Below are 24,128 nucleotides of genomic sequence, written 5' to 3' on the forward strand. Positions count from 1 at the left end.
TTCCCCTATCGTCGTTCCGTCGGCCGGAACGATCCGGTGGAGTGGCGTAGAGGCGGGACGTGATTCAGGGTGGCAAGCTGGCAGCGATGTGCGCGCTCATGTGCGTCGCCGCGCCTGCCGCCGAAGCGCAATCCGCCGCCCGGTTCCGGTTCGCGCTGCCGCGTCAGGACCTTTCGCTGTCACTCGAAGCCGTGGCGACGATCACGCGCACGAACATCGCCTTCCTGCCGAGCGCCGCCAGGGGACGCGTCGCGCCGGCGCTCAACGGCACCTACACCGCGGCCGAGGCCTTGCGCCGCCTGCTCAGCGGGTCGGGGCTCGATTTCACCGTCACCGCCGGCGGCTCCTACGTCGTCACCGCGCGCGCGGCCGAACGAAGCGTGCGCCGCGCGCCGGCCGCCGCCAAGCCGCCTCCTGCGCCGCCCTCCCCTCCCCGGGAACGGCCGGAGGAGGTACAGGATGTCGTCGTTACCGGCTCGCGCATCGACCTGCTTGGCTTCGAAGCGCCGACCCCGACATCCCATGTGACGCGCCCGGACCTCGAAATGGGCGGGCGGGCCAACGTCGCCGCGGCGCTCAACGACCTGCCGCAATTCCGGGGGACGATCTCGCCACAAACCAGCGGCACCAACACCAGCGCGGGCATGGCACCGGTCGACCTTCGCGGCCTGGGGATCAACCGCACGCTCGTGCTGCTCGACGGGCGCCGCTTCTCGAGCGACAACGATCTCAACACCATCCCCATGGTGCTGATCAAATCGGTCGATATCGTGACCGGCGGCGCGTCGGCAGCCTGGGGGTCGGGCGCAGTTGCCGGCGTGGTGAACGTTGTCCTCGACGGCGATCTGCGCGGAATCCGGCTCGGGGCACAGGCGGGAATCTCGGCACGAGGCGATGCGGCCGAGCGCAGGTTCGACGGCGCGTTCGGCACGGCATTCGCGGGCGGGCGCGGCAAGGTGATCCTGGGCGTCGAATATCTCGACAATGAGGGGGTCATTCCGAAGGTATCGCGTCCAAGCGTCGGGCGCTGGTCCAGCGTGGCCGCGGGGAACGGCAACTTCCTGCTCACGCCCGATGTCGGCTTTGCCAATGCCGCGCGCGGGGGGCTGATCCTGAGCGGCATCCTGGCCGGCCAGGTCTTCAACGCTGACGGATCGCTTCGCGACTTCCGCTACGGCACGGTGGTGGGCACCGACATGATCGGCGGCGAGGGACCGTCGAATGACGATCTCAGCGCGCTTGTCACGCCGCAACGGCGCTACAGTGCGCTGGGCCGCGTCACCTTCAAGCCGAACGCCTCCGTCAAGGTCACGGCGGAATTGCGCCACTCGCGCATGTGGAACGACTATATCTGGTTCGGCGACCATAATCGCGGCAACATCTCCATTGCGCGGGACAATGCCTTCCTCTCGCCCGAGATCAGCGCACGGTTGCTGGCTGCGGGAGAGGCCGGCTTCACGATGGGCCGGTTCAATTCCGACTTCCCCTTCCCCCGCATCGATTTCGAGCGGGTGACGACGCAGGGGACGATCGCGCTCGACGCGACGCTGGGGGCAAGCTGGCGCCTGAGCGGCTATTACAGCCATGGCGAGTATCGCAACGATATCGACACGCCGGGCTTCGTGATCGCCGCCAACTTCAACCAGGCCGTGGATGCGGTGCGGGATCCGGTGACGGGCCAGCCGGTCTGCCGCGTCAAGCTGACCGACCCGTCGAGCATGTGCGTGCCGATCAACCTGTTCGGCGAAGGCGCACCGTCGCCGGAAGCGCTCGCCTATGTCACCGGGACGCCGCGCCAGCGCGCCACGACCAAATTGGATGTCGGCGGCATCAGCCTGCGCGGCGAGCCGGTGATGCTCGCCGCCGGGCCTGTCTCCATCGCTGCCGGGATCGAGGCGCGGCGCGAGGCGATCCGGCAGACGGTAAGCGATCTCGATCTGGCCCGCGCATTCCGGTCGTTCAACTTCGCGCCCATCGCCGGCGGCTTCACCGTCAACGAGCTGTTCGGCGAGGTCCTCGTCCCGCTGGCGCGCGATCGGCCGCTGCTGCGCAAGCTGGAGCTGAACGCGGCGGTGCGCCTGTCCGACTACGACACCACAGGATCGATCTGGTCCTGGAAGCTGGGCGCCACGAACGAGTTCTTCCCCGGCTTTCGCGGCCGGCTCACCCGCTCGCGCGATATCCGGTCGGCCAATCTTGCGGAACTCTTCACGCAGCTCACGGTGGGCTACAACACGCTCAACGACCCGCTGAAGAATGTCAGCGTCTATGTCCTCAACCACACGGGCGGCAATCCCTATCTGCGGCCCGAAACCGCGACGACCTTCACCGCGGGATTTCTCTTTGCGCCACCAGGCATTCCGGGTCTGCGCCTCTGGGCCGACTATTACCGGGTCCGCATCGATGACGTGATCACCACCGTCTCGGCTCAGGATCTCGTCATCCGCTGTTTCAACGGCAATCAGGCATTGTGCGCGAATGTCGAGCGGGATGCCGGGGGCAACATCACCCGCACGCTCACCTCCTACCTCAACCTGTCCGAGTACAGGACCGACGGCATCGACGCCGAACTCTCCCAGACGCTGCCGTTCAGCCGCCTTGCCGGCTTGCCCGGCGAGCTGACATTCCGGCTGCAGGCCAATTGGGTCAACAGCCTCAAGACCAACGACGGCGTCACGACGATCGAATATGTCCGGTCCCAGGGCAACTCGTTCAGCCTCGGCGTTCCCAAATGGCGGGTGAATGCCAGCATCGGCTACGACGGTGAGGGTTTCGGTGCGCAACTGCGCGCGCGCTACATTTCGCCCGGCAATTATAATTCCACGATCAAGCTGCTCAACAACCATATCCCCGCTTATGCCTATCTCGACATCTCTGCGCGCGCACGGGTCGCAGCCGGCCCGCGAACGAAGATGGAGATCTATGGCAACGTGACCAATCTTCTCGACCGGCAAGCCCCGAACGGGTCGCTCTACTCCCCCTTCTACGACGTGGTCGGCCGGCATTTTTCGCTGGGTGCAAGGCTGGTCTTCTAGCCGCTGTCCCGGGCAGCCGTCCGGTAGATGCCGCCCCTCTGAACCATTGGCTCCGGTCTACCCGGCGTTCCCCGGAATACTGGCTTGCCCTGCGACAGGCAGGATCAGACGCGCTGACAGTCCTTGCGGACGGTTCGGTTCGAGCCGAAACGCGCCGCCGTGCAGGTGCGCAATCGTCTGGACGAGCGAAAGACCAAGGCCCGCACCCGCACCGCCGCGCGCCGGATCGAGGCGCACAAAGCGCCGGACTGCGCTCGCTCTTTCCGCTTCCGACAGGCCGGGCCCGTCGTCGGAAACCGTCAGATCAATCGCACCGGCGGTTGCGATCGACGCGCCGATATCGATCACCGAACCGCCCTCCGCATAGTTGAGCGCATTGTCGACGAGGTTCGACAGCGCCCGCTGCAACAGCTCGCGATGCGCCACGATATCCAGTTCGGCCGGGGCATCGACCCGGATCATGAACCCCCGCTCCTCGGCAAGCGGCCCGTAGACTTCCGCGATATCCTCGAGCATCGGGCGCAAACCGAAGCGCGTGAACTGATCGCGGCCGATTCCCGCTTCGGTCCGGCTGATATCCAGCGCCGTGTCGAGCAGGCGGTGAAGGCTGTCCGCTTCGTCGATCGCCCCGGCTAACGCGGCGGTCGTGTCCGCGTCCCGGCTGCGGCGAAGCGCTTGCTCGAGCACCGCCTTCAACCGCGAAACGGGCGAGCGCAGATCGTGCGCCATCGAGTCGGTGACCATGCGCAGTTCGCGCACCAGCGTTTCGATCCGGTCCAGCATCGCATTGATCGAGTTGCCCAGCCGATCGAATGCGTCGCCCGATTCGTCGCGCTCGACCCGTGCATCGAGCTGCCCGGCGGCAATGCTCGAAGCCGCACGCGCAAAGGCGTCCACGCGGCGCGACAGGATCCAGGCGGCGAATGCAGCCACCAGCGCCGCAGCGAAGATGCCGGCAATGAAGGCATAGAGGAACGCCGCCCGGCTCGCGCGGGCGAGCTGAACCTGCGCCTCAAGCACCTCGCCGGTCAGCAGCACATGCCCGCCGGGCAGCCGCGTCGTGACGAGACCCATTTCCTCGGCTGCCGTGCCGCCTTCGCGGAACAGGCTGATCCGCCGCCAGCGTTCTGCGTCACCGACGGTTGCGGGCCATTGTTTGAGATTGCCGACGACCGGTACCTCGTCCGGCCTTTTCAGCAGCACGACAAAATTGCGATCATCGCGCACAGCGAGACGGTCGCGGATCGCGCGCGCCAGACCCGCTTCTCCCTCCTGCCGATATTCCTGGATGAAGTCGTCGCGCGCGACCTCCGCCGCCGTACGGGCATCGGACAGGATCATCGCTTCCGTGGAACGGTGGATCACGGTCAGGCCGAAGGCGAGTGTCGCAACCTGCGCCAGCAGCAGAAGCAGCGCCAGCCGGACCGTGGTCGACCGAAGGGCAACACCGCGCATCGGCCGGCTAGTCCGAGAAACCGAGCATATAGCCCGCGCCGCGGATGGTGTGGAGGAGCGGCCGGTCGAACCCGTCATCGATCTTGCGGCGCAAGCGACTGACATGAACATCGACGACATTCGTTCCCGGATCGAAATGATATTCCCACACGCCCTCCAGCATCATGGTGCGCGTGACGACCTGGTTCTTGTGCCGGAGCAGATATTCGAGCAGGCGGAACTCGCGCGGTTGCAGTTCGATGCGCCGCCCGCCGCGCGTGACCCGGCGACTGAGCAGGTTCATCTCGAGATCCTCGCAGGCAAGCAGGGTCTCGGCCTGCGTCGTTCCCGACGGCTTTGCGATGAGCAATTTCAGCCGCGCCAGCAGCTCGGAAAAGGCGAAGGGTTTGACCAGATAGTCGTTGGCGCCCGAAGTCAGTCCTTCGACGCGGGCATCGACCGCGCCGAGGTTCGAGAGGATGATCACCGGAGTGGCGACCCGCGCCGCGCGCAACGCGGCGAGCACCGCCATGCCGTCCATACCGGGCAGCATGCGGTCGAGAACGATCGCGTCGTAGCTGCCGTCGGTCGCGTGGAACAGTCCGTCGCGCCCATCGGCGGCCTGATCGACGACGAACCCCTCATCGGTCAGGCTCTTGACGATATGGTCAGCCGTGGCGCGGTCATCCTCAATCACGAGTATCTTCTGCGACATGCGGCGTTCCTCGCTAACCCCCGGTGGCCGGCAACTGCATATAGCGATCCGTTCCCTGGTGACGAACAACCATCCGGATGTCGCGCATCCCACCCTGCCTTGACGTCGCAACCACGTCCGCCAGCGCCGTGACCGGCCGGTCATCAATCCGCTCGATTACATCGCCCACGGCAATGCCGGCCGAAGCGGCCGGCCCCTCATCCTCGACGCTCGTGACGACCAGTCTGGATGCGCCATGAGCCGGCCGTTCAACCTCATAGGTCAGGCCGGGGATAAGCCCGGAATGTGGCAGGCGCGCTCCCCTCCCCCAGTGCGCGGCGAGCAGAATGACCGCCACGAGAAGGAGAAGCGACACGCCCGTTGAGGGCAAGAGGCGCGCGGGCGGCTTCACGCGATCGCCTGTGGCGCCGCAACGCCCGCACGCCGGCGGTTTCCGCCGGCCGGCCGCGAGACGAGATGATGAACCGCCGCCATGCTGCTGGCGAAGGCCATCCCGCGCGATCCGGCGATGTAGCGCGGCTCCCAATGCGTCGCGAACTTGGCCTTGTAGTTGCGCAGACCTTCGAAGCCATAGAGCGGCTCGCCATGGCGAAACAGGAAGGCGGCACCGCGCGCCCAGGCGGAGGCCAGCCTGCCTCCTTCGATCCCTGCCAGCGGTGCGATCCCCAGCGTGAACCAGCGATATCGCTCCGCCTGAGCATGCTCGATCAGGCGCAGGAACAGGAAGTCCATGGTGCCGTAGGGTATGTCACGGCGATGGCGCATCAGATCCACCGACATCTCCTCGCGGTTGGGGGTCGCCAGGATATTCGCGAATGCGACGATCCGCCCGCCGATGCGAACCGCCGCGCAGGGGAAATGGCTGAGATAGGCGGGATCGAAGCGGCCGAGGCTGAACGCCTTCTCGCGCTGCTTCTTGCTGTCCAGCCACTCGTCCGACACCGCGCGGAGCTCGCCGATATGGCGCGATGCCTCAACGGCGGTCAGAACCGCGAATTCGGCCCCTTCCTGCACCGCCTTGCGCTCGGCGTGCCGAAGCGACTTCGCTTGCGCTCCGGCCCGGGTGAACGCCGCCAGATCGACCCGGGCCTCCTCGCCATATTTGACGATCGCGAGGCCAAGGTCGATCGCATGCGGCAGGCAGGCCGCGCTGATCTGGTAGAGCAGGATGCGGCCTTGCGCCGCGTCGGCCCGCTCGCGCAGCTTCCACAGCAGATCTGCCCAGCGCGCCTCGTGGCCGACCGGATCGCCCATGACGATCCAGTTCGGCCCCTGCACCCGGTACATCAGGAACGCGTCGCCTTCGTCGGCGAGGATGAAGCTCTTGTCGCCGGTCAGGGCGAGAAAGGCATCGCTGTGCCGGGCAAGGGCAAGCGCCGGTTCCAGCCGGTCGTGCGCGACCGGATCGGTCCGCGCGACTCGCGGCGACGGCGCGAACAGCCGCCACAGCGCCAGCCCCGCGACCATCACCGCCGTACCGAACAGCGCACGGAGGAAACGCGGCGCATCGCCAGTCAGGCTGAACTGCCACCACAGGCTGCTGGTATAGGCAACGTGCTTGTAGGCGAAGAATCCGGCAAAGGCCGATGTGAGGATCGCCGTCAGCGCCGCGACCGTCCAGCCCGTGGAAAGCGGCGCGTCGAGCAGCGACGTCCTGCGGTAGAAAGCGGGGCGGCTCCATTGCAGTGCGATGCCGATTGCAAGGAGGATCACCGCCTCCTCATAGTCCGCCCCCTTGGCGAGCGAGAAGAGCGCACCGGCGAAGAGGAGCGCACGCGTGGTGAAGAACGCTCCGTCGAGGCGCCGCAGCAGGCCCGGTGCAAGGAACAGGAGCAGCGTGCCGGACAGGCTGGCGGCGATGTGCGAGGCCTCGACGAACGGCAGCGGCACGATGTGGCGGAGCACGTGCATCCGGCTCGTCTCGGCCGGTGTCGATCCCGACAGCAGCAGGATGAGGCCGCCTGCGAAGGCGAGCGCCGCGAGCAATGGCGGGGCGAGTTCGCGGAGCAGCAACTGGCCGGCCTGCGCCAGTTCCTGCGCGGGGCCGCGCCAGGCCTTGCTCTCATGCCAGGCGAGAAGCAGCGCGGCGAGCAGCAGCGGCAGCAGATAGTAGATGACGCGATAGGCCAGCAAAGCCGCCAGCAGCTGCGCCTTGTCGCCCGGGACGGTGGCGATCACAACCGCCTCGAACACGCCGAGCCCGCCGGGCACATGGCTGATCAGCGATGCGATGATCGCGAGCGCATAGCCGAGGAAGAAGGCGGGATAGAGCGCGGGGTCGTGCGTGGGCAGCAGCACGAACAGCGCCGCGCTTGCGGCGGCAAGGTCGAGCGCCGCGACCCCGGTCATCGTCGCACCATGCTGCAGGCCGGGAAGCGGCGTGCGCCACCCGCCGATATCGACCGTCCGCAAGCCGAAACGGCGCAGCAGCAGCGGAACCAGGCAGAACGCCACCACGGTCAGCCCCGCGGCATGCAGCCACGAGAGCGGCAGCGCGACATCGAACACCGGCAGGGCGTGCGTGCTCGTCATCGCCGCGAGCCCTGCCAGCAGAATGACGCCGTTCCAGAAGCTGAAGCTGGCGAGCGCGATGACGCTGCCGATCTCGCCCGCGTCGAGCCCCGCCGAACGGTAGATGCGATACCGGGCAGAGCCGCCGGTCAGCAGTGCGAGGCCGAGATTATGGCTGAGCGTATAGCTGGTGAAGGATGCCAGCGCGTAGGTCCGCCAGGGTAGCGGGCGCCGGATGACCTGGAGCGCGAACCGGTCATAGAGCGTGAGCAACAGATAGCTTGCCGCGGTGAGCAGCAGCGCCGCGCCGATCTGGCCGGCCGACAGGGCATCGAAGGCGTGGCGGATTTCATGCGGGCGAACCGTGTGGAGCAGCTTGAACAGCGCCGTCAGGCCGAGCGCCGCCACCAGCAGCGCCGCCAGGATCGACAGGCCGCGCCGCCGGGCGGCGATCCACTGCGACAGAGCCGTGCCTACGATCATCGGCGCGTCCAGTCCTGATGCTTGCAGATCAGGCCGCCCAGGATGCATCCCGAAATGCGCAGGCTGTTCGCGCTGGTCTGATCGATCGTCGAATAGAAGCGGCGGCCCTGATCGGGGACATAGACCTGTCCCGTCCAGTGCCCGGCGCTCTTGGGACGATAATCGACGAGCAACTCGGTACCGATCAGCGAGGTCACGCCCGCCTCGCGTGCGTCGGCAATTGCCGCCCGTGCCGCCCAGACGATGTTGCCGCAGAGCAGCTGGCCGCAGGCACGGGTCCGGACCAGGATCGTCCCTCTGGGATTCTGCCAGAGGCCGATCGGCGTGGGCGGCGCTTCGGCCTGTGCGGCGGCGGACAGCCCCAGCAGCGCTATCGCGGCGAGAAGACGCATCTCATTTGCTCCCGGCTGTGACGGCGGCGCGTTCGATCGCGGGCAGGATCGCCGCTTCCAGCGCACCGTCGTCGGATTTGAGCTTGTGGCCGCCCGGCAGGACGATCCGCCAGACATTGGGCATGGTGAGTTCGGGGCACAGGCTGTTGTCCTCGTTCGCGCCGCGGATGCAGGTCACCGGCACCCAGGTCAGTCTTGAGGCGGTCTGCAGCGCGTGCTGGTCGGGGATCTCGAGCCCGGCGAGCTCGATCGGAGAGGCGCGGAAGATGATATCCTCGCCGGGAACGACCAGCACCACCGATTTGACCGGCTGGCGGCGTGCGGTCGGCAGCTCGGCGAGTCCGGCATGGAGCATGTCGGCCCCGAAGGACTGGCCGATCAGCACGACGCGGTCCGTCCGGCCCAGGCGCATCGCCCGCGTCATTGCATCGTCGATCAGCGCCGCCGCTTCCCCGGGGGTGCGCCGCGGCGAGAAATAGGTCAGCGAATTGACCGTGACCACGGCATAACCGCGCGCGTTGAGCCGGGCGGCGACCTTGGGCGCCATGCCGACCCGGTTGCCCATGTCACCGGACAGGACGACGATGGCTGGCCTGGCGAGGTTCGGGTGTGCGGCGGACAGATCCCGGTACAGGGCCCCGTTATAATAACCGGCATAGAGGTAGAAGGCCGCGGCGAGGGCGGCTGCAAGGAACAGGGCGGACAGCAGCTTCTTCATGCGACCCCCTTGGCGGGTACCTGTCGCCGCAACGGGGACGGACACGCCCTGGCGGCGCTGTCCCGTTGCGACCCGTCGATCCTGGCCCTTTCCGTCCGTCCGGAAGCTGGCCCCCGCATTACCATATTGTCATGTCGCGGCCATGCCCCGGTCGGATCGCGCCACGTAACAAGGGGCATCCACGGCGGGGATTGCGTCCCCTTTCAGCCCCCGCCCTGGACCTCGGTCCGCATCATCCGCCCGCCGGGCGGATCAATGGAGTAAGGAACATGGCACGCATTCGCACTCTTATCGCGTTCGGCCTCGCATCCACGATGATGATCGGCGCGCCCGCCATCGCAGCCACGCAGCAGCATCCCGCGACCGCGTCCGTCGCAGCCAAGCCGGCTGCCCGCATGGCGGCAAAGCCGACCGCAGCGACGCCGGCAAAGGCGAAGACCGCGACGCCGGTGCGGCGGAACACGCACCTCGCCAAGGCGACGCTGCGCAACGGCAAGCAGGTCACCTACAATTGCAGCCTGGCCGGCAACAAGACCAAGCAGGCCTGCAAGAGCTGAACCCACCGACGTTCATTCCAGCACTCGCCCGGCCAGTTCCGATCCTCCCCGGAACTGGCCGGTTCCTGTGTTCGTCCGGTCCAATTCGACTGGCTTGCATGGAGGGCGTCGCCTGCCGGCGCATGCCTCAGGATCGCGGGTTGACGCGCCTCGCACCGAACGGTCAAGCAGTGGCGCGTGACAACAGATCTTTCACTCAAGGAAGCGCGGCGGATCGCACTTGCGGCGCAGGGATTCGGTACGCCCCGTCCCGAGCGAGCGATCGCGAACCGGTTGCGAGGGACGCTCGATCGCCTGGGGCTCTTTCAGATCGACAGCGTAAACGTGCTGGCCAGGGCGCACTATCTGCCCGCCTTCTCGCGGCTTGGGCACTACGATCAAACAATAATCGAGCGAGACGCCTGGGGCCCGAAGCGCCAGCGGCGCATGTTTGAATATTGGGCGCATGAAGCCTCCCTGCTTCCGCTCGACCTGCACCCCGCACTGCGCTGGCGGATGGCCCGGGCGGAACGCGGCGAGATCGGTTACCAGGGCCTGAGGCGCTTCGCGACCGAGCGACGAGCCGAGGCGCAGGCAGTGCTCGATCGCATCACCGCGGAGGGTCCTATGACCGCCGCGGACTTCGAAGACGGATCGAGCAAAAGCGGATGGTGGGAATGGAGCCACACCAAGCACGCACTGGAATGGCTGTTCTGGGCGGGCAAGATCACCACCGCCACACGGCGCGGAAGCTTCGCGCGGGTCTATGACCTGCCCGAGCGTGTGCTGCCAAGGGCAACTCTCGATCTGCCGACCCCCGATGCGGCAAGCGCGCAACGCATATTGATCGAACGCAGTGCGCGTGCGCTCGGCGTCGCTACCGCTGCGGACCTGCGCGATTATTACCGGCTGAAGCCCGAAGAGGCAGATCACGCCATCGCGGCCGAAGCGGAGGCGGGCACGCTCGTCCCGGTCCGCGTTCAGGGCTGGAGCCAGAAGGCGTGGATGCATCGCGAAGCCCGGCTACCGCGCCGCGTGCGTTCTGCGTCGTTGCTTGCCCCATTCGATCCCTTGATCTGGGAGCGCAGTCGCACCGAACGCCTGTTCGGATTTCGCTACCGCATCGAAATCTATGTGCCGCCGGACAAGCGCACCCATGGCTATTATGTCCTGCCCTTTCTCATGAACGACGCGCTCGTCGCGCGCGTTGATCTCAAGGCTGACCGCCAGGCAGGGATACTCCTCGCGCATCGCGTGACCCTTGAGCCTGCCGCACCCCCCGAGACAATTGAGCGGCTGAATACCGAACTCGATCAACTCGCTGCATGGCTTGGGCTGGGTGGCGTTCGGATCCGCGAGATTGTTCAATCTTCATGAGCCTGAAAATGAGCGGCGGCTTTCACGCCCCAATCCGCCGCCGAGTGCATGCGGCGGCCCTGGCCACCCGGAATTATTTTGCGAACCGGTACGCGGATCCTGGTTTCGGCTCCGAAACATATTCCAATCTATTCAGTGACATCCGGCAAGGATTGCGAATTTCAGCCATTTGAGACGGCACCGCACCCCCCATATGGCATATTGACTTGGTTTCGGTGTGTGTTGTCGGTCCCCAGAAGGGGGGAAGTCACATGGTCCGAAATACCGATTCGCTCGCAATCCTGGGCGCTGGCCGGCGCAAAGCGAAGCGGAGCGGCCCTTATCGGACCCGAACCGCGCTGGCCGGCGGCTTGGCTGCGACTATCCTGCTCGCCCTACCGGCAGCCGCGCAAACGACCTATGGCGGCCGGGGCGGACAGGGCAATGCTCCGGGATCCCCGGCAGGCGGCACCAGCAACGGCACCGGCGCGGGCGGCACGGGCGGCACGGCCGGCGAAAACTATGAGGGTGCGGGCGGCGGCGGCGCAGGCGCGACCGGCGGGGCCGGTGGCGCCGCATGGAACGGAACCCTGGGCGGCGCCGGTGGCGCGACGGCGGGCGCTTCGGGCGACAACGGCGCGGGCGGTGGCGTTGGCAGCCGGGCAAGCGGCGGCGGCGGCGGCGCCCATGGCGCCGTTCTCTCCGGCGCGCCGGGCGTTGCGGTGACCGGCGGTAATGGCGGCAATGGCGGCAGCTCCTCTGACGGCGATGGCGGCGGCGGCGGCGGCGGCGGCTATGGCGCAGTGACGACCGGCACCGGGACGATCTTCTTCAACTACGCCATCACCGCCGGCAATGGGGGCAATGGCGGCAGCGGCTATTTCTACGGCGGCAGCGGCGGCGATGGCGGCATCGGCCTGCTGCTCACCGGCACCGGCACCACGGTCTCGATCAACGGAGCGGTCACCGGGGGGAGTGGCGGCCTGGCTGGTACTTTCGTCGGCCCCGGCTTCAGCCATGGCGACAACGGCGCCGGCGGCATCGGCCTGGTCGCCAGCGACGTCAACATCGTCCTCCACGCCACGATCCGCGGCGGCGTATCCGGCAATGGCGTCACGCGCGCGCTGGCGATGCGGCTGGGCGGCACCAACCAGATCGCGCTCGCCAGCGGCTGGGGTCTGGTCGGCGGCATCGAGATGGCCGGGGGCAGCCTGGAGTTCGTCCAGGGCAACAACCAGAGCCTGTCCAACGAGATTCTCGGCACCGGCAAGCTGATCAAGAGCAGCATCGGCACGCTGACGCTGACCGGCGCCAACAGCTATTCGGGCGGCACCGAGATCCGCGGCGGCACGCTCATCCAGGGCAGCGCGAACGCGCTCGGCACCGGCAACATCACCCTCAATGGCGGCACGCTGAACCTGTTTGCCTATGATCTGGCGCTGAACCGTATCTCAGGCACCGGCAGCATCACCAGCAGCGCCGGCGGCAAGCTGACCCAGACCAGCGGGTCGAGCATTTTCGGGAGCGATACGGGTACGATCACCAGCAGCGCCGGCATCGTGGTCGGTGCCGGCGCCACGCTGACGCTGCTCGGCAACAATGACCTTACCGGCGGCATCACCGTGTCCGGCACGCTTCGGATCGGCGCGAGCGGCGGCGCAGGTACCAACAACACCATCACCACCACCGGATCGGTGATCAGCTATGCCAATGGTGTCGACAATGGCGCGGCGATCCAGATCGCATCGAACACCACGCAGCTCGAGGTGCTGGCCGCCAATGTCGCGACGCAGAGCGGCGCGATCTCCGAAGACCAACCCGGCCGCGGCTTCGAGAAGATCGGCACGGGCAGGCTGATCCTCACCGGCACCAGCAGCTATACCGGCACGACCACGCTCACCGCCGGCAAGCTGCAGATCGGCAATGGCGGCACCAGCGGCACGCTGGGCAGCGGGCAGACCAGCCTCGCCGCCGGCACCGAGCTGGTCTTCAATCGCTCGGACACGATCATCGCCGCCAGCCAAATCACCGGCGATGGCCAGCTGCGCAAGCTCGGCGCTGGCCAGCTGACGCTGAACGGTGCCAACAGCTACACGGGCGGGACGATCGTCGAGGCGGGAACGCTGGGGCTCGGCCACGTCACGGCCGCCGGCACCGGAACGATCTGGCTCCGCGACGGCACCACCCTCCGCAACACCACGACGGGCTCCACTGTCTTCTTCGACAATGCGATCCAGATCGACACCGGCGAGAGCGCGACGATCAACGGCAACACCGTTGGCGGCACTGCGTTGAACGGTGCGATCACCGGCGGCGGCGACCTCATCTTCACCGGCCTCGTCGCGCTGACCGGCACCAGCGGCTACGGCACCACTACGATCAACAGCAATTCGGAGCTGCTGGCCGGCTACCAGACGAGGGGAACGCTCGGAACCGGCAATGTCACCAACTATGGCCTGCTGACCTTCGGGCGGACGGACACGGTGACCGTGTCGAACGTGATCAGCGGCACCGGAGACGTGAGGAAGCGGACCGGCGGGGTGGTGATCCTGACCGGCGACAATGACTATACCGGGATCACCACCATCAACGTCGGCGGCACCATCCAGGTGGGCGATGGCGGCACCACCGGCACGCTCGGCACCGGCGATGTCACCAATGGTGGCACCCTGATCTTCAACCGGGGCGATGACATCACCGTCGCCAACAATATCAGCGGCAGCACCGGTCGCCTGACCCAACAGGGCGCCGGCATGCTGACGCTGACCGGCAGCAACAGCTATGGCGGCGGCACCACGATCAGTGCCGGCACATTGCGGGTCGGCAATGGCGGCACCACCGGCTCGCTTGGGAGCGGCGCGGTCACCAATGACGGCGCATTGGTCTTCAACCGATCGGATGACATCGCGGTCGCGAACGCCATTTCCGGCAACGGCAGCCTGACCAAGCTGGGCGCCGGCATGCTGACCCTTTCCGGCAACAACAGCTATGACGGCGGCACGACGATCAGCGCCGGCACGCTGAAGCTGGGCAGCGCCACGGCGTTCGGAACGGGCAATATCGTGCTCGACGGCGGCACGCTGGACGTGGGCGATCTCGCCTTCCGCCTCGCCCATCTGGGCGGTGGCAACGGCACGATCGCCGCTTCCGGCACCGGCAGCCTGAACGTCGGCGCAGGCGAGACGGTGACGTTCGGCAGCACGGGCAATTCGATCGGCTCCGATGTCACGCTGATGATCGATCCCACCGGCACCCTGACACTGCTCGGCAACAACGGACTGACCGGCGGGATCATGCTCGCCGGCCGGATGGTGATCGGCGAGAGCGGCGCGGCAGGCGGCGCGGACAACACGATCTTCACGGTCGGATCCGTGATCAGCTATGCCGATGGTGTCGACAACAGCACCGCGATCGCGCTCGGGTCGGATACGACCCAACTCGAAGTACTGGGCACCGATGTCGCCACCCAGAGCGGCACGATCCACGAGCAGCTGCAGAGCCGCGGCTTCGAAAAGACCGGCACGGGCACGCTGATCCTGACCTCGACCGACAACAGCTATACGGGCACCACGACGGTTTCCGCCGGCACGCTGGGGCTGGGCAACGACAGCGCCGCGGGCACCGGTACGATCAAGCTGGCGGACAACACGACCCTGCTCAACGTCTCGTGCGGCTGCGCTGCGCTGACACTCACCAACGCGATCGAGATCGCGCTTGGCGGCACCGCGACGATCGACAGCGACGGCTATGAAACCGTGCTCGCTGGCAACATCACCGGCGGCAATCTGGTCTTCGCCGACACCTATGGCGGCGGGACCACCTACCTCACCGGCACCAACAGCTATGGCGATACGCGGGTCGGCACCGGCGCGACGCTGATGGTCGGCGATGGCGGCACCACCGGCAGCCTCGGCACGGGCGCGATCACCCTCGACGCCCTCGCCATGCTCGCCTTCAACCGTTCGGACGTGGTGACGCTGTCCAGCGCGGTGACCGGCGACGGCTTCCTCGGCCAGTTCGGCACCGGCACGCTGATCCTCACCGCCGACAACAGCTATACCGGCGGCACCGTACTCCTCGATCCGGCCGGCACGATTCAGGTGGGCGACGGCGGCACTACCGGTTCGCTGGGCAGCGGCCCGGTCTTCATGGCCGGCGGCACGGTGATCTTCAACCGTTCGGACAATATCAGCTTCGCCGGCAGCATCGCGGGCGACGGCAGGGTTACCAAGCTGGGCGCGGGCACGCTGACGCTGAGCGGCGACAATCTCAACGGCGCCTCCGGCCCCTATGTCGGGACCTTCTCGGTCCAGGTCGGAACGCTGGCGGTCGGCCAATTCGGCCTCGGCGCCAGCCAACTGGTCGAGATCGACAATGGCGCCACGCTGAGCGCGTTCGAAGACAGCTATGCCGGCGACGTCGCAATCCTGTCGGGCGGCGGCACGATCGATACCGGCAGCTACACCTTCGAGATGATCGGTGCGCTCGACCTCCAGGGCGAACTCACCAAGACCGGCACGGGCACGCTGCTGCTCGGTGACGTCAACGAGGAAGGCCGGGGCGCGGGCGGGATCCACGTCACCGCGGGCACGCTTGGCCTGGGCAGCGACTTTGCGGCCGGCACCGGGCTGATCAAGCTGGCCAATGACACCACCCTGCTCAACGCCGCCTGCGGCTGCTTCCGCCTCGACATCGACAACGACATCCAGGTCGCGATCGGCGGCGCGGCGACCTTCGACGGCGGCGGCAACAATACCGACCTGAACGGCGCGATCAGCGGCGGCGACGTGAATTTCACCACCAGTCTCTCCGCGCCGTTCGCGGGGAGCATCTTCCGGCTCAATGGCGCGAACAGCTATGGCGCCACCCGGATCGGCCCCAATGTCGCGCTGATCGTCTATGACGGCACGCTCGGCACGGGCGACGTCACCTTCGACGCCGCGGCATCGGACCCGACGACGCCTGCCGCGCTCGTCTTCCAGAACGCCACCGATTACAGCTTTGCCGGCAGGATCATCGGCGCGGGCATCGTCAGCATCGAATCCGGCCCCGGCACTTCGGTGACCCTGAACGGATCGAACACCGCGACCGACAATTTCACCGGATCGGTGGACGTTATCAGCGGAAAGCTGGTGTTGAACGGTAGCTTCGGCGACGTGGTGGGCAACACCGCCAGCATGACGCTGAACGGCGGTTCGCTGGGCGGCAGCGGCATTTTCCACGGCAGCCTGAATCTCGGCAGCGCAGAGCTCAACCCCGGCAACAGCCCGGGCACGCTCGTCGTCGCCGGGAACCTGAGCCTCGGCGCCGGCACCATTCTGAATTTCGAGCTGGGCGCGCCGGGCGTGGTGGGCGGCCCGCTCAACGACCTCGTCACCGTCGGCGGCAATCTGGTACTCGACGGCACGCTCAACACCATCGCCTGGGGCGCGGGCTATGGTCCGGGCTATTATCGCCTGATCAACTATGGTGGGTCGCTGACCGACAATGGTCTTGCCATCGGTTCGATCGCCGGCGGGCTCGGCGCACAGCTTCTCACCAACATCACCGGTCAGGTGAACCTGCGCCTCGGCGGCTCCCAGGCCATCCAGTACTGGGACGGCGCCGACATGGGCACGACCGCCGGCGCCGCCGGGGGCGCAGGCACCTGGAACGGCACCAACACCAACTGGACCGGCCCGGCCGGATTCGCGATCAACGATGCCTGGCAGAGCCAGGTCGGCGTGTTCGCCGGCGCAGCAGGCGGCACCGTCTCCGTCGACGGCACCCAGGCGTTCGAGGAACTGCGCTTCGAGACCAACGGCTATGTGCTGCGCCCGGCCGACGGCAATGCGCGGCTGAACACCACGGGCGGCTTCTCGATCATCGACGTGTCGAGCGGCGTCACCGCCGACATCGGCGTGATCATCCAGGGCGGCGCGGGCCTCGACAAGACCGGTGCCGGCACGTTGATCCTCTCAGCGGTCAACACCTATGGCGGCGCGACCGACATCGCCGCGGGCACGCTGCGACTGGGGATCAACAACGCGATCTCGAACCAGTCGGCGCTCAACATCCAGGCGGGCGCCACCTTCGATCTCGCCGGCTTCCAGGTTCAGGTCGGGTCGCTGGAGGGCGCGGGTAGCGTCACCTTGAACGGCGGCCGGCTCGACACCGGCTACAACAGTGCCTCGACCATCTTCAGCGGCACGATCACCGGTCCCGATGGCGGCGAGTCCGTCTTCACCAAGAACGGCAACGGCACGCTGACGCTGAGCGGCAGCATCGCACTCGGCAACGGCGGGGGCGATCTGAAGTCCTTCGGCCAGGTCAATTCCGGCACGCTCCAGATCGCCGGCACCGGCAGCCTCAGCGGCGACCTGCTCCAGAATTTCTCGACGATCCAGAACAGCGGCACGATCAATGCCCATGTCATCCTGCAGACCTTCGGCACGGTGACCAACGCCGCGACCGGCACGATTACCGGTCAGACCCAGAATTTCGGCACGTTCGACAACTACGGGACGATGCAGGGGCTGCAGTCGCTCGGCGGCAGTTCGGTCAACCACGGCACCGGCGTGATCAACGGGACCGTCCAGACCTTCACCAGCTTCACCAGCACCGGCATCATCAACGGCTCGCTCAGCAACTTCGCCGCGGCGCTGATCGAGAACCAGGTCAATGGCGAGATCGGCAGCTTCCAGGTCGGCGCGAGCGTGACGCTCACCGGCACGGTGACCGGCATCACCAATTACCAGGGCGTGGACAATACGCTGCTCGACCTCGCCGGTTTCGACACGACGGTCGGGGCGCTCAACGGCAGCGGCGCGATCCAGCTCGGCGTGGCTACGCTGACGGTGGACAGCAGCCGCCCCTTCTCCTCCTTCGGCGGCACGATCTCGGGCAGCGGCGGCCTGATCAAGACCGGCGCGGGCGAGCAGCTGCTGAGCGGGCTGAACAACTATACCGGTGCCACCGCAGTCAATGCGGGCACCCTCAACCTCGACCTCAGCGGCGCGCTGACCAGCGATGTGACGGTCGCCAACGGCGCCACCTTCATCAATAGCGGCACCGTCACCGGCATCACCACCAACAGCGGGACGCTGACCGGCTCCGGCATCTTCAACGGCGCGCTGGCGCTGGTCAATTTGAGCGGCGCCACCGCCACACTTGCCGGGCAGGCCAATGGCGCGGTCCAGAACAGCGGCACCTTCAACGCCAGCGGCGTCACCGGCATCACCAGCTTCAGCCAGGCGGCGGGCGGCCAGCTCAACCTGGTCGCCGATCTCGCGCTGGGTTCGCTGAGCGGCACGGGCGGCGTCAATCTCGACATCTACACGCTGACGGTCGGCGCGAGCGGCGCCAGCACCAGTTTCGACGGTGCGATGACGGGCAATGGCGGACTGACCAAGACCGGTGCCGGCCTGTTCACGCTGACCGGTACCAACAGCCATACCGGCGCGACGACCATTGACGGCGGCACGCTGCAACTGGCCAGCACCGGCACGATCGCCGGGGAAGTGGTCAACAACGCGGCGCTGGTCTCGGCGGGTACGCTGAACGGCGGGCTGACCAACAACGGCAATGCCTCGCTGGCCAACGTCGTGAACGGGCTGGTCAAGAACCAGTCGGGCACCATTTCGCTGACCGGCGACGTGACCGGCAACGGGCGGTTCGAGCAGTCGAGCGGCGCGCTGTTCGATCTTGCGCTCAGGAACGCCAGCTTCGGATCGCTGAGCGGTGACGGCACCGTCGATCTGCGCAGCGGCCGGCTCACCATCGGCAGCGACGACACGAATACGAGCTTCGCCGGCACGATCACCGGCACCGGCGGCATCACCAAGACCGGCGACGGCACGATGACGCTGACCGGCGTCAACAGCTATGGCGGCACGACCTTCATCAACCAGGGTACGCTGAGCCTTGGCGAGGGCGGCACAATCGGCAGCGGGCTGGTTGCGAACAACGGGACGCTCGCCTTCGACGGGTCGACCGACCGGAGCTTCGGCAACACGATCAACGGCAGCGGCAGCCTGACCAAGAACGGCACCGGCCTGCTGACCCTCACCGGCGCCAACGGCTACAACGGCGGCACCCAGGTTCTTGGCGGCGTGATCGGCTTCGACAATGGCCAGGCGCTGGGCACCGGCGATATCGAACTGGCCGACGGCACCGGACTACGCAACGTGCAGGCAGGCGCTGTGACACTGGCGAACGGCGTCCATGTCAGCTCCAGCGCAGCGACGCTGGCGGGCGTGAACGGATCCAGCACCACGCTGACCGGACCGATCAGCGGCGGCGATGTCCGCTTCGCAGTGTCGGGCGCGGGTACCGCCAGCTTCACGCTGGATGGCGCCAACAGCTATCGTAACACGCAGATCGGCGCCGGTACGACGGTCAACGTAGCGGGCGGCACGCTGGGCACGGACAATGTCGCGCTGACCGATGCGAGCGCATCCCTCAACTTCGCCACCACCGGCAATTACAGCTATGGCGGCGTGATCTCGGGCAACGGCCAGATCGGCGTGAATGCTGCCGCAGGCACCAGCGTCACCCTGACCGCTTCGAACGACGCCACGCAGAACTTCACCGGGACCGTGACAGTGGACAGCGGCCAGTTGACGCTGAACGGAGCCTTTGGCGACGTGACGGGCAACACCGCCAGCCTGACGCTGAACGGCGGTTCGCTCGGCGGCAGCGGTACCTTCCATGGCGATGTCACCGTGACGAGCGGCACGCTCTCGCCGGGCAACAGCCCGGGTACGCTCAACATCGCCGGGAACCTGAGCCTCGGCGCCGGGACCATCCTGAACTTCGAGCTTGGCGAGTCCGGCACGCCGGGCGGCGCGAACAACGATCTGGTCAATGTCGGCGGCAACCTCACGCTCGACGGCACGCTCAACGTCGCCGCCCTGCCCGGCTTTGGCGAAGGCTATTACCGGCTGTTCAACTATGGCGGCACGCTGACCGACAACGGCCTGCTCTTTGGCACGATGCCAGCCGGCTACACGACCAGCCTGCTCACCAACATCGGCGGTCAGGTCAACATCCTGTTCTCGAGCAGCCCCCAGGCGATCCAGTATTGGGATGGCACCGACCTGACCGGGGGTGCGGTGGGCGCCGGGGGAGGCGCTGGCACCTGGAGCAGCGCCGCCACCAACTGGACCGCGCCGACCGGCTATGCGGTCAACGACAGCTGGCGCGGTCAGGTTGCGGTGTTCGCCGGTGCGGCCGGAGGCAATGTGACCGTGGCGGGCGTCCAGGCCTTCCAGGAACTGCGCTTCCAGACCGGCGGCTATGTCATCGCAGGCGCGACGGCGGCGGATGGGCTGGCGACCACCGGCGGCTTCTCGGTAATCGACGTCAGCAGCGGTGCGGACAGCCGGATCGACGCGACCATCTCCGGTGCCGGCGGGCTGACCAAGACCGGCAGCGGCACGCTGACCCTTGGCGGCACGAACAGCTATGCCGGCGTCACCACGGTTTCCGGCGGCACGCTGGCACTGGCCGCGGGCGGTTCGCTCGCGGGCGCGGTCCAGAACGATGCGACCTTCAACAATGCCGGCATCGTCGCCGGGCTGGTCACCAACACCGGCACGCTGGCGAGCACCGGCACGCTTGCGGGCGGGCTGAACAACAGCGGCACGGCGTCGCTCGCCGGCGCGGTGACAGGCGCGATCGCAAACAGCGGCGCGATCGCGCTGACCGGCACCACCACCGGCATCGGCGTGGTGACGCAGGGTGCGAGCGGCAGCATCGCGCTGAATGGCTTCAACACCAGCTTCGGCAGCCTGGCCGGCGCCGGCGCAGTGAACCTGGGCAGCGCCACGCTGACGCTGGGCGGCGACAACAGCAGCACTGGCTTCAGCGGCGTCATCTCGGGCAGCGGCGGGCTGACCAAGACGGGCACGGGCATTTTCACCCTGACCGGCGCCAACAACTATACCGGCACCACCACGGTGAGTGCGGGCACGCTCCAGCTGAGCGGCAGCGGTACGATCGCCGGTGCGGTGCTGAACAACGCGACCTTCAACAATGCCGGCACGGTCGCCGGACTCGTGACCAACAACGCCACGCTCAACAGCACCGGTACGCTCTCCGGCGGGCTGGCCAATAGCGGCACGGCGACGCTTTCGGGTACGCTGACCGGTACAGTCTCGAACAGCGGTACGATCACCCTCGCCGGCACCACCGCCGGTATCGATGCGGTGACTCAGGCTGCGGGCGGCAGCATCGCGCTGAGCGGCTTCGACACCAGCTTCGGCAGTCTGGCCGGCACGGGCGCGATCAGCAATGGCGGCGCGACACTGACGCTGGGCGGCAACAACGGCTCGACCAGCTTCGGAGGGGTGATCTCGGGCAGCGGCGCGCTGATCAAGACCGGCACCGGCACGTTCACGCTGACAGGCGCCAACAGCTATACCGGTCTCACCACCGTAAGCGCCGGCACACTGACGCTGGGCACGAGCGGCAGCCTGGCCGGCAATGTGCTCAATCAGGCGAGCTTCACCAATGCCGGTACCGTGACCGGCATGGTGCGGAACGACGGCGCGCTGGTCAGCTCCGGCACGATCAGCGGGGGGCTGCTCAACAATGGCAGCGCCACGCTTGCTGGCACGGTCGGCACCGGTATCGTCAACAATGGCAGCATCACGCTGAACGGCGCGACGACGGCCGCAGCGCTGCAACAGGCGGCAACCGGCAGCTTCAATCTCGCAGGCTTTGCCGCGTCGGTCGGCACGCTGACCGGGTCGGGCACGATCACGCTCGGCAGCGGCGCCCTCACAGTCGGTGCGGGCAACGGCAATTCGTCCTTCGCCGGCACGATCTCCGGCGCCGGCAGCCTGGTCAAGACCGGCACAGGCGCCCTGGTGCTCACTGGAACGGCGAGCCAGACCGGCGGCACCACCATTTCGGCCGGCACGCTGCAGATCGGCAATGGCGGCACCAGCGGTTCGATCGCGGGCGCGATCGTCAACAATGGCCTGCTCGTGCTGAACCGCAGCGACCAGGTGACGCTGGCGAACGCCATCTCCGGCACCGGCGGTTTCGTCCAGGCGGGCACCGGCACGACGACGCTCACCGGCGCCAACAGCTATACCGGCGGGACACTGGTATCGGCCGGGCGGTTGCGCGGCGATTCGGCCTCGCTCAGGGGCGATATCCGGATCGACGCGACGCTCGAATTCGCGCAGGCTGTCAATGGCAGCTATGCCGGCCGCCTGAGCGGCGCAGGCCTGTTCGAGAAGAGCGGGATCGGCATGCTGTCGCTGGCGGGCGACAGCTCCGGCTTCACCGGCGCCACCCGCGTCCTGACCGGCACGCTGGCGGTCAACGGGCTGCTCTCGCGGTCGATCGTAACGATCGGCAATGGCGCGACGCTGGGCGGAACCGGCACGGTCGGCGGCATCGTCGCACAGAGCGGCGCCACCGTGGCGCCGGGCAACAGCGTCGGTACGCTCAATGTAGCCGGCAACGTCCTGTTCCAGTCCGGCTCGCTATTCGCGGCCGAGGTGCAGCCGAGCGGCAGCGACCGGATCACCGCCACCGGCACGGCACAGCTGGGCGGCACGCTGACGCTGCTCAACCTGGGCGGCACCTACGCCTTCAACAGTGTCTATGTGCTGCTCCGTGCCGATGCCGGGGTGACCGGCACCTTCAACGTCACCGGCCTCAACAGCTTCGGCACCATCTTCCGGCCCAAGATCGTCTACACCGCCAGCGAAGTGCAGCTGGTGCTGGCGCCCAACCGGCTGGCGGACGTGGTGGGCAGCCTGCCGCTCAGCTACAATCAGGCCAGCACGATCAGCCGGATCGATGCGGCGGTTCTCGCGGGATATGATCCCACACCGATCGAGGGGCTCTACAATCTGGCGCCCGCCGCGATCCCGGCGGCGGTCGATCAGCTTTCGGGCGAAGTCTATGCCTCCGCCACCCGTGCGGTGCTGGAAGACGAGCGGCCGGTGCGTGAAGCCGTGCTCGGCCGGCTGGGTGCCGCCGCCGATGCCGGGCTTTCGGGCCCGGGCGGCTGGGGCCAGCTGCTCGGCAGCTGGGGCAGCGCCAATGGCGACGGCAATGCCGCGGGCTATGATGTGGACCGCACCGGTTTCGTGATGGGCATGGACACGGGCGGTGCCACCGAGGAGGGCTCGTGGCGCGCCGGTCTGATGGGGCATCATACCCGCATCACCGTGCCGGTGGACGCCCGTGCCAGCCGGGCCGAGATCGATCGCAGCGGCGGCGGAATCTACTTCGGCCTCGACCTGAAGGGCTGGCGCATCAACGCGGGCGCGAGCTATTCTTGGCTCAACCTCGACACGAAGCGCCAGGTGAACGTCGCCGGCATCGCCGACAGCCCGCGCGGCAAGACCAAGGGCAATATGATCCAGACCTTTGGCGAGATCGCCTATCGGATCGATGCCGGCGATCAGGGCTTCGTCGCGCCCTATCTTGCCGGCAGCGTCACCCGGGTAGAGTTCGATGCCTTCAGGGAGACCGGCGGCCGCGCGGCGCTGGCTGCGCGTGCGCAGAAGAGTGTGCTCGGCATTGCCGAGTTCGGCCTGCGCGGCGAAGGCGGCTTGGGCCGTGGCGTGCGCCTGGGCGGCAATGTCGGCCTGCGCCACGCCATGGGCGACCGCACCGCCGAGCCGGTCCTGGCACTGGCAGCGGCGCCGGGTCAGGCCTTTGCGGTGCGCTCGACCGAGATGGACAGCCTCGCGGTCGTCACGAACCTCGACCTGACCGCCGATGTCAGCGACTCGCTGAGCCTGCGTCTGGGTTATACCGGCGTACGCGGAGCCTCGGCACGCGAGCATGGCGCCCGCGCCACGATCAGCCTCAAATTCTGATCTTCCGGCGCGGGATCCGGATCCGGGCGCAGCCGCGATCTTCGAGTGTGCGCGTCGGCTTGTCCACGCGTCCGGTTCGTCGCCGCAGCAGGACCGTCTGGCTGCTCGTCCGCAATAGTGG

Annotated in this window: 10 protein-coding genes; 4 read left to right on the forward strand and 6 right to left on the reverse strand. The window is 67.4% G+C overall.

Going from position 1 to position 24,128, the window contains the following annotated elements:
- Positions 1-59 precede the first annotated feature (59 nt).
- Positions 60-3,035, forward strand: a complete 2,976-nt coding sequence (locus AC07TU_RS18230) for a TonB-dependent receptor (protein WP_495189350.1) — start codon at positions 60-62, stop codon at positions 3,033-3,035.
- 57 nt (positions 3,036-3,092) lie between these two features.
- On the opposite strand, the gene AC07TU_RS18235 is transcribed toward AC07TU_RS18230, so the two are convergent.
- The 6 genes from AC07TU_RS18235 to AC07TU_RS18260 are packed head-to-tail and all read right to left on the reverse strand — an operon-like array spanning position 3,093 to position 9,288.
- Positions 3,093-4,490: a sensor histidine kinase gene (locus AC07TU_RS18235; RefSeq protein ID WP_495189351.1), complete on the reverse strand. Its 1,398-nt coding sequence runs from the start codon at positions 4,488-4,490 to the stop codon at positions 3,093-3,095.
- Positions 4,491-4,497: 7 nt separating this feature from the next.
- Entirely contained in the window at positions 4,498-5,184 is a 687-nt protein-coding gene (locus tag AC07TU_RS18240) for a winged helix-turn-helix domain-containing protein (protein ID WP_495189352.1), read from the reverse strand.
- 13 nt (positions 5,185-5,197) lie between these two features.
- Complete coding sequence (locus AC07TU_RS18245) at positions 5,198-5,575, reverse strand: PDZ domain-containing protein (protein WP_495189353.1); 378 nt, start codon at positions 5,573-5,575, stop codon at positions 5,198-5,200.
- A complete protein-coding gene (gene mprF, locus AC07TU_RS18250; protein WP_495189354.1) occupies positions 5,572-8,178 on the reverse strand; it encodes a bifunctional lysylphosphatidylglycerol flippase/synthetase MprF in 2,607 nt (868 codons plus the stop codon). Before mprF ends, AC07TU_RS18245 begins: the two co-directional genes overlap by 4 nt.
- Entirely contained in the window at positions 8,175-8,570 is a 396-nt protein-coding gene (locus AC07TU_RS18255) for a DUF2147 domain-containing protein (protein ID WP_495189355.1), read from the reverse strand. Before AC07TU_RS18255 ends, mprF begins: the two co-directional genes overlap by 4 nt.
- A gap of 1 nt (position 8,571) precedes the next feature.
- Positions 8,572-9,288 (reverse strand): AcvB/VirJ family lysyl-phosphatidylglycerol hydrolase, encoded by a 717-nt coding sequence (locus tag AC07TU_RS18260; RefSeq protein ID WP_495189356.1) that lies wholly within the window; start codon positions 9,286-9,288, stop codon positions 8,572-8,574.
- A gap of 269 nt (positions 9,289-9,557) precedes the next feature.
- Between AC07TU_RS18260 and AC07TU_RS18265 the strand changes: the two genes are divergently transcribed.
- The 3 genes from AC07TU_RS18265 (at position 9,558) to AC07TU_RS18275 (ending at position 24,007) form a co-directional block, all read left to right on the forward strand.
- The gene (locus AC07TU_RS18265) at positions 9,558-9,845 is read left to right on the forward strand and encodes a hypothetical protein (protein ID WP_495189357.1); all 288 of its coding nucleotides are present in this window, start codon (positions 9,558-9,560) and stop codon (positions 9,843-9,845) included.
- Between the two features lie 177 nt (positions 9,846-10,022).
- Positions 10,023-11,201 (forward strand): winged helix-turn-helix domain-containing protein, encoded by a 1,179-nt coding sequence (locus AC07TU_RS18270; protein WP_495189358.1) that lies wholly within the window; start codon positions 10,023-10,025, stop codon positions 11,199-11,201.
- A gap of 350 nt (positions 11,202-11,551) precedes the next feature.
- Complete coding sequence (locus AC07TU_RS18275; protein ID WP_495189359.1) at positions 11,552-24,007, forward strand: autotransporter-associated beta strand repeat-containing protein; 12,456 nt, start codon at positions 11,552-11,554, stop codon at positions 24,005-24,007.
- Positions 24,008-24,128: the final 121 nt, after the last annotated feature.

Source organism: Sphingomonas sp. GW821-FHT03E12 (genome assembly GCF_059420685.1).